The sequence below is a fragment of the Bacillus sp. LR_5 genome (genome assembly GCF_042709275.1).
Genome location: NZ_JAVAXX010000207.1, coordinates 1 through 11794, shown reverse-complemented (window position 1 = coordinate 11794; position 11794 = coordinate 1). Strand labels below are relative to the sequence as shown.

The 11794-nt window shown below is 43.7% G+C and carries 8 protein-coding genes; 4 read left to right on the top strand and 4 right to left on the bottom strand.

Annotated elements, in window-relative coordinates; genetic code table 11:
* Nucleotides 1-129: 129 nt before the first annotated feature.
* The gene (gene sucA, locus RAC86_RS27820) at nt 130-2964 is read left to right on the top strand and encodes a 2-oxoglutarate dehydrogenase E1 component (protein WP_061188149.1); all 2835 of its coding nucleotides are present in this window, start codon (nt 130-132) and stop codon (nt 2962-2964) included.
* Nucleotides 2965-2979: 15 nt separating this feature from the next.
* Nucleotides 2980-4233, top strand: coding sequence for a 2-oxoglutarate dehydrogenase complex dihydrolipoyllysine-residue succinyltransferase (gene odhB / locus RAC86_RS27815; RefSeq protein WP_072566431.1), 1254 nt, complete (start codon nt 2980-2982; stop codon nt 4231-4233).
* 49 nt (nt 4234-4282) lie between these two features.
* Here the strand turns inward: odhB and RAC86_RS27810 are convergent, their stop codons facing one another.
* Nucleotides 4283-5248: a bile acid:sodium symporter family transporter gene (locus tag RAC86_RS27810; protein WP_014114087.1), complete on the bottom strand. Its 966-nt coding sequence runs from the start codon at nt 5246-5248 to the stop codon at nt 4283-4285.
* Between the two features lie 230 nt (nt 5249-5478).
* Here RAC86_RS27810 and RAC86_RS27805 point away from each other — a divergent pair, with 230 nt between their 5' ends.
* The gene (locus RAC86_RS27805; RefSeq protein WP_014114086.1) at nt 5479-6816 is read left to right on the top strand and encodes a sodium-dependent transporter; all 1338 of its coding nucleotides are present in this window, start codon (nt 5479-5481) and stop codon (nt 6814-6816) included.
* A gap of 32 nt (nt 6817-6848) precedes the next feature.
* Here RAC86_RS27805 and RAC86_RS27800 read toward each other — a convergent pair whose 3' ends face one another.
* From RAC86_RS27800 to dhaS, 3 genes are all read right to left on the bottom strand, one after another.
* On the bottom strand, nt 6849-7694 hold the full coding sequence (locus RAC86_RS27800; protein ID WP_014114085.1) for a superoxide dismutase: 846 nt from the start codon (nt 7692-7694) through the stop codon (nt 6849-6851).
* Nucleotides 7684-9582 carry a terpene cyclase/mutase family protein gene (locus RAC86_RS27795; protein WP_072566430.1) on the bottom strand — a complete coding sequence of 633 codons (1899 nt, stop codon included), beginning with the start codon at nt 9580-9582 and terminating at the stop codon, nt 7684-7686. The genes RAC86_RS27800 and RAC86_RS27795 overlap by 11 nt, the downstream gene beginning before the upstream one ends.
* 100 nt (nt 9583-9682) lie before the next feature.
* Nucleotides 9683-11170, bottom strand: coding sequence for an aldehyde dehydrogenase DhaS (gene dhaS / locus RAC86_RS27790; RefSeq protein WP_014114083.1), 1488 nt, complete (start codon nt 11168-11170; stop codon nt 9683-9685).
* Nucleotides 11171-11400: 230 nt separating this feature from the next.
* Between dhaS and RAC86_RS27785 the strand changes: the two genes are divergently transcribed.
* Nucleotides 11401-11604, top strand: a complete 204-nt coding sequence (locus RAC86_RS27785) for a DUF6501 family protein (RefSeq protein WP_003241656.1) — start codon at nt 11401-11403, stop codon at nt 11602-11604.
* Nucleotides 11605-11794: the final 190 nt, after the last annotated feature.

Genomic DNA, 11794 nt, shown 5'->3' with positions numbered 1-11794 from the left:
TCAAATTGCAAACAGTGGTAAAATATCGTTGGAAGCGTTTTTATTACATAATTTTGGACACAGCGTTCGAAAGTTATTTCAAGATAGTGAATCAATCACTTGATTATTTAAGTTGGGGGTAATATTCAAATGTTTCAAAATAGTATGAAACAACGAATGAATTGGGAAGATTTTTACGGTCCGAACCTCGGCTATGCGCTGGAGCTTTACGATCAGTATACCCAGGATCCGAACAGCATTGATCCGGATCTAAAGGAAATGTTCGACGAGCTCGGTGCTCCGCCAAGCGATATAAAAGAGGCCTCGGGAACAAAAGAAAAGGGACGTGTTACAGCCGATCTGATACAAAAGATCGCATCCGCAGTCAGACTTGCAGAAGATATCCGAACCTATGGCCATTTAAACGCTTCCGTCAATCCGCTCAGAAAGGATGGGAAAAAGAGCGAACTCTTTCCACTATCCGATTACGGGCTAACTGAAGAAGAAATAAAAGCAATACCTGCGTCAGTGATTTGCAAAGACGCTCCTAAAAACATTACGAACGGTTTAGAAGCCATTCAGTATTTACGAAATACGTATAAAAGAACCATCTCATTTGAATTTGACCATGTGCATGACTTCAAAGAGCGCGAGTGGCTGACAAAGATGATTGAATCCGGCGAGCTGTTCCAGAAGAACTCATCTGAAAAGCTGTCGGCTGTTCTGGAAAGACTGACAGAAGTAGAGGGCTTCGAGCAGTTTTTGCACCGCACATTCGTAGGGCAGAAGCGCTTTTCCATCGAGGGGCTGGACGCACTTGTTCCAGTGCTTGATGACATTATTGCACAATCTGTCAAATCTGGCACGACGAGTGTCAACATCGGGATGGCACACAGGGGGCGCCTGAATGTATTGGCTCACGTGCTCGGCAAACCGTATGAAATTATTTTCTCCGAATTCCAGCATGCGCCGAACAAAGATCTTGTCCCGTCTGAGGGATCAATCGGAATCAGCTACGGATGGACAGGGGATGTCAAATACCATCTGGGGGCGAATCGGGAGCTTCAAGACGCTGAAACAAAATCAGCGCGCATTACGTTAGCAAACAACCCGAGCCACTTGGAATTTATCAATCCGATTGTTGAAGGCAGCACGAGAGCGGCACAGGAAACGAGAACACAAAGCGGATACCCGGTGCAGGATGAAACAAAATCGCTTGCCATTTTAATTCATGGAGACGCTGCATTCCCTGGGGAAGGAATCGTCGCTGAAACATTGAATTTAAGTTCTTTAAAAGGGTATCAAGTAGGTGGTGCGATTCATATTATCGCCAATAACATGATCGGATTTACAACAGAAAGCGCTGAATCAAGATCGACAAACTATGCCAGTGACCTGGCGAAGGGCTATGAAATTCCGATTGTTCACGTAAATGCGGATGATCCTGAAGCCTGTCTTTCAGCTGTTAAGTTTGCGGTCGAATACAGAAAAACATTTAACAAGGACTTTCTGATTGACTTGATCGGGTACAGACGCTACGGACACAACGAAATGGATGAGCCGTCTACTACTCAGCCGATGCTGTATGAGGCTGTCAGAAAGCATCCGACCGTCAAACAAATTTTCGCTGAAAAGCTCGTAAATGAAGGCGTGCTTACCGAAGAAGTTGTTCAAAACATCGAAAAATCGGTAACGAAGCGCATTGAGGATGCTTATCAGAAAGTGCCGGCTAAAAAGGAACATACCGCCTGTGAAATTGAACTTCCAGAGCCTGTTTCAAACGGTTTCCCTGATGTGGACACATCCATTGATTTTGATGTGCTCCGTAAGCTGAATGGCGAATTAATCAACTGGCCGGAGTCATTTAACGTTTTCGGCAAGCTTAAGCGTATTTTAGAAAGACGCGCCAAGGCATTCGATGATGATAGAAAAGTGGAATGGTCTTTGGCTGAATCACTTGCGTTTGCTTCTATTTTGAAAGACGGAACACCGATTCGTTTAACTGGACAGGATTCCGAGCGCGGAACGTTTGCCCAAAGAAACCTTGTGCTTCATGACAGTGAGACGGGCGAAGAATTTGTGCCGCTGCATCACTTATCTGACTGTGACACATCTTTTGCTGTTCATAACAGCCCGCTGTCTGAAGGATCGGTTCTCGGCTTTGAATACGGCTATAACGTGCATTCACCGGAAACGCTTGTCATGTGGGAGGCGCAGTACGGAGATTTTGCCAACGCTGCTCAAGTGTATTTTGACCAATTCATTTCTGCCGGACGCGCCAAATGGGGCCAAAAATCCGGATTAGTCATGCTTCTTCCGCACGGTTACGAGGGACAGGGGCCCGAGCACTCAAGCGGAAGAATCGAGCGGTTCCTGCAGCTTGCCGCGGAAAACAACTGGACGGTTGCCAACCTGACAAGCGCTGCACAATATTTTCATATTTTAAGAAGACAGGCCAAAATGCTGCTTCGTGAAGAAATCAGGCCGCTCGTCATTATGACGCCGAAGAGCCTTCTTCGTAATCCGAATACGGTTTCGGAAGTGCAGGAGCTCAGCGAAAGCCGCTTCCAGCCTGTATACGAACAGTCCGGACTTTCTCATGACTATGAAAAAGTAACCAGACTTGTATTATCCAGCGGTAAAGTGTCCATAGACATCAGCGACCATTTCAATAAGCTAGAAGACGGTAAAGAGTGGCTTCACATTGCGAGAATTGAACAGCTGTATCCATTCCCGGCAAAAGGAGTCAAAGAATTATTTGCAAAACTTCCGAACCTGAAAGAAATCGTTTGGGTACAGGAAGAGCCGCAGAACATGGGGGCCTGGAGTTATATCAGCCCATATTTGACAGAGATTGCACCACAGGGCGTAAGCGTTCAATATATTGGACGAAGAAGACGATCCAGCCCTGCAGAGGGAGATCCGACAGTTCATAAAAAAGAACAGGAACGTATTGTATCTGATAGCTTGACTCGCAAAAACTAAGGGGGAAATGAAAAAATGGCGGAAATTAAGGTACCTGAATTAGCAGAATCAATCTCAGAAGGAACAATAGCCCAATGGTTGAAGCAGCCTGGTGATTATGTAGAACAGGGTGAATATCTGCTTGAACTAGAAACGGACAAAGTAAATGTTGAATTGACAGCAGAAGAATCGGGTGTACTTCAAGAGGTATTGAAAGATTCGGGTGATACCGTCCAAGTTGGAGAAATTATCGGTACGATTTCAGAAGGCGCGGGTGAAAGTTCTGCCCCTGCACCTTCAGAGAAAGCTGAAAGCAAAGATAGCGAGAAAGAAGAGAAGCAGGCTGAACCAGCTGCAAAAGAGGTTAGCGAGGAAGCGCAAGCCGAAGCAAAATCAAGAACGATCGCTTCTCCTTCAGCCCGTAAGCTGGCAAGAGAGAAAGGAATTGACCTGTCTCAGGTTCCAACGGGAGATCCGTTAGGAAGAGTGCGCAAGCAGGATGTCGAAGCGTACGAAAAACCAGCCTCAAAACCGGCTCCTCAGAAACAACAGCAGCCTCAGGCTCAAAAAACACAGCAAAGCTTCGACAAACCTGTCGAAGTGCAAAAAATGTCACGCCGCAGACAAACGATTGCAAAACGCCTTGTAGAGGTACAGCAAACATCAGCGATGCTGACTACATTTAATGAAGTAGACATGACGGCTGTCATGAACCTTAGAAAACGCCGCAAAGATCAATTCTTTGAGCAAAACGAAGTGAAGCTCGGCTTTATGTCTTTCTTTACGAAAGCGGTCGTTGCTGCATTGAAGAAATATCCGCTGCTGAATGCGGAAATTCAAGGCGATGAGCTGATCGTTAAGAAGTTCTACGATATCGGGATTGCTGTTGCAGCTGATGAAGGCCTTGTCGTTCCGGTTGTACGGGATGCGGACCGTCTGACATTTGCAGGAATTGAAAAAGAAATCGGCGAACTTGCGAAAAAAGCAAGAAACAATAAATTGACCCTTAGCGAGCTTCAGGGCGGTTCCTTCACTATTACAAACGGAGGGACTTTCGGTTCACTGATGTCGACTCCGATTTTAAACAGCCCTCAAGTCGGTATACTGGGCATGCATAAGATTCAACTGCGCCCTGTAGCAATTGATGAAGAGCGTTTTGAAAACCGTCCGATGATGTATATCGCTTTATCTTATGATCACCGGATTGTAGACGGTAAAGAAGCGGTTGGTTTCCTAGTGACAATCAAAAATTTACTGGAAGAACCTGAACAGCTTTTATTAGAGGGATAATAAAAAAAGGTACATCACGATAAAGTGATGTACCTTTTTTGATGCGTATTTAAAGAGACAGATTGCTGCTGTTGGCTGCTGTTTGTTTCTTTTTCGCTTTTTTTGACCAGTATGTTGCAAGCATGGAACCCGAAAGGTTATGCCATACACTGAATATCGCGCTGGGTACGGCAGATAGCGGTGAGAAATGAGCCGTAGCGAGTGCAGCACCGAGTCCTGAATTTTGCATGCCGACTTCGATTGCAATTGCTTTTTGAGACGGATAATCCATTTTTAAAAGCTTTGCACAAAGAAATCCAAGCAAATAACCGATACCGTTATGCAGGATGACAATAGAAAAAATGAGGAATCCTGATTGAAGCAGATTTTCCCGATTGCCGCTGACGACAGCTGAGACAATCGCAACGATGCCAATGACAGAAACAAGCGGAAGGGCATGTACGGCTTTTGCCACTTGTTTTCTGAAAAACATTTTGACGATCACGCCTGCAATGATCGGAAATAAAACAGCCTGTAAGATTGAAATAAATAAAGCCCCTGGCGAAACAGGAAGCCATTCCTTGGCAAACAACATAATCAAAATCGGTGTTAAAACAGGCGCCAACAAGGTAGAAATTGTTGTAACAGCAACAGAAAGGGCCGTATTTCCTTTTGCTAAAAATGTCATGACATTAGAGGCTGTGCCGCCAGGACAGCAGCCGACAAGAATAACACCCACTGCGATTTCAGCTGGAAGGTGCAGCCCAAATGCGAGGCCGAAAGCAACGAGCGGCATGATAGTATACTGAACAATTACCCCGATAATGACATGCCAAGGTTTTCTGATCAGCTCTTTGAAATCATCGGCTTGCAGTGTAAGACCCATTCCAAACATGATAATGCCAAGAAAAATCGTAATATAAGAACTGATCCATGTAAAAAAAGACGGGAAAGTAAATCCCAGCACGGCAAAAACAATGACCCATATGCCAAAGGTTTGTCCCGCGAAATGACTTATTTTTCTAATGATGTCCATAAAAACACTCCTTACACATTTATCAAGAACTTCAGCAGAAATTCTCACAGATTTTGAAGCATTCTCTTATTATAATTAATTTTCTGAATAATTCAATATTAATAGATGGATTGGTTATTAATAGAAAACAATAATTACATTATGTAAACTAATAAAAATGTTCTTGACTATATAGGAAGATATTCTTACAATGAATCTTTATAATGGTTTGATAAAATAGGAGTGATAGGGTGAAGGAAGCGAATCAATGGTCTTCGAAGCTCGGCTTTATATTAGCCGCGGCAGGATCAGCTATCGGGCTTGGTGCGATATGGAAATTTCCATATGTAGCGGGAACCAGCGGAGGAGGCGCATTTTTACTTATTTTTATTTTATTTACGGTTTTAATCGGACTGCCTTTATTGTTAGGTGAATTCATCATAGGCAGAAAAACACAGAAAGATGCCGTACAATCCTATAAAACACTTGCTCCGGGTACGAAGTGGCATTGGATCGGTTATTTAGGAATGGCGACGTGCTTTATTCTTTTATCTTTTTACAGTGTCGTCGGCGGGTGGATTTTAATTTATATTACAAAAGGCTTCACTGGCGGTTTATCGCAAACATCTGGTTTTGATACGATATTTGCAAGTACGATTTCAAATCCTTACCTGGCTGTTGGAGGCCAGCTGCTCTTTATGGTGGTGACAATTTTAGTTGTTGCAAAAGGGGTTAGCAGCGGAATTGAAAAAGCAAGCCAAATATTAATGCCGGCGCTTTTTATATTATTTGTTATTTTAATGGTGCGTTCAGTTACACTTGATGGAGCGATGGAAGGGCTCAAGTTTTTCCTGATGCCTGATTTAACCGCGATTGACGCCAATACAATTTTATATGCGATGGGCCAATCCTTTTTCTTATTAAGTGTCGGTGTATCAGTCATGGTAACGTATAGCTCTTATTTAGAGAAACAGGAAAACGTTGTGCAGTCCGCTGTATCAGTAACTGTATTAAACATGCTTGTTGCTGTAATGGCAGGAATTGCGATTTTTCCAGCTGTATTTTCATTCGGCCTCAAACCAGACCAAGGGCCGGTCCTGTTATTTAACGTGCTGCCGACTGTGTTTAATCAAATGCCGTTTGGAATTATCTTTTTATTAGCATTTTTAATTCTATTTTTATTTGCGGCATTGACATCCGCTTTCTCAATGCTGGAAATTTTGGTCGCAGTGCTTTCAAAAGGCGATGTCAATAAGAGAAAACGATTCGCTTGGTTAGGCGGAATTGCTATTTTTATTGTCGGTGTGCCGTCTGCATTATCCTACGGTGTCTTAAGTGACGTCTCTCTATTTCACTTGTCTATTTTTGATGCGGCCGACTATCTTGTAAGCAATATTTTAATGCCGTTAGGCGCGTTATTGATTTCTATTTTTGTCCCGTTAAAAATACCGAAACAGGATTTGTTTGACGAGCTGAAAAGCGGTTCCAATCTCAAACGAAAGTGGTTTGCGGTTTGGCTGCTGCTCATTCGTTACCTATCTCCTGTTGCCATCATCATCGTATTTTTGCATGTGATAGGCATTTTTTAAAACACGTAGCCCCCGGGGAAAGGGGGCTTTTTTTAATAGAGTTTCCAAACGACTTCTTTTGCCTGCTCGAAACGTTTTTCTGCCTCGCGCCAATCCACGACATTCCACCAATGATCGACATAGCTTGCCCGGTCATTTTTATATTGCAAATAATAGGCATGTTCCCATACGTCAAGCGGTAAAAGAGGGATCACGTCCCATTGGCTGAAGAGCTGGTGCTTTTCTGCCGTTAAAATCTCCAGCCGTCCTGATCGGGGAGCCCAGACCAGAATGGCCCAGCCGACACCTTCCACTTTTTTAGCGGCTTGAGTAAAATGTTCTTTAAAAGCCGAGTAGCTTCCAAATGAAATATCGATCATTTGGAACAATGCCCCTGTAGGACGCCTTTTTCCGTTTGGATGCATCGAAAACCAGAAAATAGTGTGTAAATAATGCCCTGCTCCATGGAATGCAAGCTCTCTTTCCCAATGAGTGATCAAGTCATAATTCTTTGATGCTCTCGCTTTTTTTAGCTCTGTTTCTGCTTTGTTTAGACCGTCAACATAGCTTTGGTGATGCTTCGTATGATGAAGGACCATAATGTCGCGTGATATATAAGGTTCTAAGGCGGAATATTTGTACGGAAGCTTTGGCAGCACATGTTTTCCTATAGGGACGTAAGCGCGTCTTTCACTTGTATCCTCTGATTCTGTAATATCCCGATAAAGGGCAGCGGCCTGCTTATACCAATCTTCTTCAGTTGTTTGGTCATCTTCCAGTGCTTCAATCATTTTGTCAAATTGATCTTCAAACTGTTCAAGCTGTCCTCGCTTTTGAATTTGATCCTTCAAGGCTTCACACCAATTGAACATCTCCGTTTGGTAAGATTCACGTTTCATTTGCTGTCTCCTTTTCAATAAAATTCAAATACTTCCCGACAGCCAGCAAAGAGAATACATATGGATAACTGTGATAAAGGATATAAAATTGGTTTGGCAATCCGATTCCTGCTGGATAGGCCAAGCTATCGGCGCCATGAGAACTGCTGTCAGTAAGGTATTGCATACCTTTCACAACAGATGGGTGTTCGGAATTTTCGTATGTGAGCAAAGCGTCTAAAGCCCAGGCCGTTTGTACAATGGTTCCTTTATGAAGCGGGACGTACGTTTTGACTTCAGCGCTTTTACAGGATTCTCCCCAGCTGCCGTCATCATGCTGTATCGATTTGAGCCAGCGCAAGGCCTTTTGTATAGCAGGGTGCTTTCGGTCAACCCCGCAGGCATGCATACCCGTAAGAGCAGCCCATGTGCCGTAAATGTAGCAAACACCCCATCTCCCGTACCATGACCCATTCTGTTCTTGATGTTCGAGAAGCCAGCCCACAGCGCGCTGAATATGTTGATGTTTCACGGTGAAACCAGCTTTCTCGCCTAAAAAGTGCAGCACACGTCCGGTGAGGTCGGCGGTTGAAGGGTCAACTGCCGCGTCCTCGGCGGATTCAAGCGGGAGAAGGCGGATCAGAGGATGGTTCACATTTTTTTCAAAAGCAGAAAATCCGCCGTCATTGTTTTGCATCGATAAAAGCCAAGACACCCCTCGCTCCCAAGCTGAAGGAGAATAACTGCGGGGAATCGCTTTTAATACGGCTGCAGTGTCGTCACAGTCAGGGTTATTTGTATTGATGTTTGAAAATCCCCAGCCGCCGGGTGCTGCACTCGGGTTTTTAACAGACCAATCTGCTATTTTGGTATGCTGGCGTTCTAGCAAATAGGCAGCTGCTTTTGTAATAGAGCCGTCTGTTTCGGTCACACCGTTTTTTTGAAGGGCATAGCTGATCAGAGCTGTATCCCAAACAGTTGAAGTAGAGTTTTCCAGATAAGGAATCCCGTTGCACTTTGTCATCAGTGATTTGAAGCCGTTAATCGCCCTCCTGATAACAGGAGAGTAGCGTGATACACCAAGTGACAGAAGGCTGTAAACCATAAATATGGTTGCGCTCGCATAGCTGTATAATGTTCCGTCTTTTTCAAGCCGGTCCAGCATATATGTTTTAGCCGTCTGTAAGCCTAGCTGCTGAAAAGCAAAGGGTGCATGAAAAATGTGCTTCCAATGTGACCAAATAGACGTGAGATCTCTTTCTTCAAAAGCATCAGATCGAAGCCAAGTGAAAGGGTTATTTGTCATGTGCGGATCGAGATGGCGAAGAGATGGAATATTGCGGTTTTTAAGAACAAATCGCTGATTGAGTGTTACAGCCATAGGAGCAAAATGAATTCGGGCATATGCGCTGAACTGATAGAAATGAACCGGTAACGTTGGGGGGAGCGCCATGAGTGATAATGGTAAATACAAAACAGGCCAAGGATACAGCCCGTTCACAGCAAGCATCCATTTTGTCATGAAATGAACATGTCTCAAACCGCCATGTGAGATGATAAATTGTTCAGCTTTTCTCATGTGCGGATCAGATCTGTGAAAACATCCTGAAGCCAGCATCCCGACATATCCTTGGACGGTAGCCGTTATATTTCCGCTCGTTTCATCGGGATAATTGATGAATGTGCCGTCGGGCTGCTGTTTTTCGCGAATGCCTGCTGCAAGCGCTGATATTAGTTCTTTTTCATTCTCGCCTTCATCTAGTGAGGTGAGGAGCAAAATAAAAAAGGAATTTGTCATGATTGGTCCTTCAAAGCAAAATGTCCACGAACCGTCAGCATTTTGCCTGTCTTTTAACTCTGCAATGGTTTTCTTTTGATAACGTCTTACTTTCTCCTGAAGTGTGCCCATCAAGCTCAACTCCTTCAGAAGCATATATATTCAGCGTCTTTTACCGCCATTACAGAAAGAAAAAAACTGCTGGCAGGCAGCAGTTTTTTTGACATACATGTTAGTCTTCGAGATTTATCCATACACTTTTGACTTCTGTGTAGTTATCTAAGGCATATGATCCCATTTCTCGTCCGAGTCCTGACTGTTTATAACCGCCAAACGGGGATGCTGCGTCAAACACATTATAGCAGTTCACCCAGACGGTTCCGGCTTGAAGACGGTCCGCGATATAGTGGGCATGCTTGACGTTCTCTGTCCATAGTCCGGCTGCGAGTCCATATTCTGAATGATTCGCTCGTTCAATGACTTCATCGACTGTTTCGTATGGAATAGCAGTCAGCACCGGTCCGAAAATTTCTTCTTTTGCGATGGTCATCTCGTCTTCAACATTCGCAAACACAGTCGGTGCGACAAAATATCCTTCTTCAAAAGGACAGCTTCCGCCAGTCACTGCTTTTGCTCCTTCGTCTTTTCCTTTTTGAATATAGGAAAGAACGCGTTCGTGCTGTTCCTTGCTCACGAGAGGCCCGATTTGTGTATCCTTATGAAGTCCCGCTCCTTGGCGGAGTGATTCAGCATAGGACACCATCTCATCAACAACTTCATCATATTGGTCTTTATGAATGAAAACGCGCGAGCCCGCACAGCAGACTTGGCCCTGATTAAACATCACACCGTTTAAAGCGCCTGGGATCGCCTTTTTCAAATTCGCATCCGGCAAAAGAATATTAGGTGATTTTCCGCCCAGCTCCAATGTAACCCGCTTAATGCTTTTCGCAGCGGTGGACATGATTTTCTTTCCGATTTCAGTGGAACCGGTAAAGGCAATTTTATCAACCGCTTCATGATTCGTCAGCGCTTCTCCCGCATCTTCACCGAATCCCGGAATGATATTGATGACACCGTCAGGGAAGCCGGCTTGATCAATTAATTCTGCCAAATAAAGAGCTGAAAGCGGTGTTTGTTCAGCCGGTTTGAGCACGATTGTACAGCCTGTTGCAAGAGCAGCGCCCATTTTCCACATCGCCATCAGGAGCGGGAAATTCCATGGAATGATCTGGCCGACGACGCCGACAGGCTCATGGCGCGTATAATTAAAATAAGCGCCGGAAACCGGAATCGTCTGTCCTGTTATTTTTGTACACCAGCCGGCATAATAGCGCATATGCTCAATAGCCAGAGGTATATCTCCATTCGTCGTTTCATTTATCGGTTTCCCGTTATCAAGTGTTTCAAGCTGAGCAAGCTCAGTTTTATGCTCTTCCATTAAGTCTGCCAGCTTATACATCAGTCTGCTTCTAGAAGCCGGAGACATTGTTCTCCATTCGCCTTGGTCAAAGGCTTTTCGGGCAGCTTTAACCGCTTTATCCACATCCGCAGCCTGGGCTTCATACAGCGTCATCAAGGTTTCGCCGGTCGCCGGGTTGGGTGTGTCAAAGGTTGCCCCTGAGGCACTCGGAACAAACTTTCCGTCAATATAAAGCTTCTTTGTTCCCTGTAAAAATGTCTCCAGCCTTTTCGTCACTTGCATCGTTAAAGAACTCATCTGTAACAAACCTCCAGTCATTTTTTATGGTCTGTTTTGAGATTCTTGGTGATAGCACATTGATTCATTGTTTGAATAGCAGAAATAAGCTGTGATATTTGCTGTAAGAGTAAGCGTATACAAACATTCTATAATAGAAAACAAGGCAAAATCAATGAATAACCGATATTGCAATTTACAAAAGAAAAAAGCTACAATAAGCTTATAGATATGAAAAGGAGATTTCATTTATGATTCATAACAATTGGCTTGAAAAAGAAACAATCAAAAAGGTAAAATGTGTGCAGACAAACGCAAAAAAATATATCGTGAACCGCGTTTTAACTCCGGGAAAAGAATATGAAGTGAAAAATGAAACAGAGGAATTTCTCTTTGTGATCGACAATACGAATAAAGTCGGTGGCTATTATAAAGAATACTTCGAAGAGGTTTAAAGCCTGAAGAAAGCAGAGGGTAAAAAAACCGCAGCTGAGCTGCGGTTTTTTATAATTAAAACAGGAAAAATAAAACAAAATCAATGAAAACTTTAAAAACCACTTTTTTTTAAAAATAATGCTGAATATTGAAACTTTTTTCTCTATCTGTGCGTATTACTTGATGACAACAGCTTAAAAGCCAAAAAAC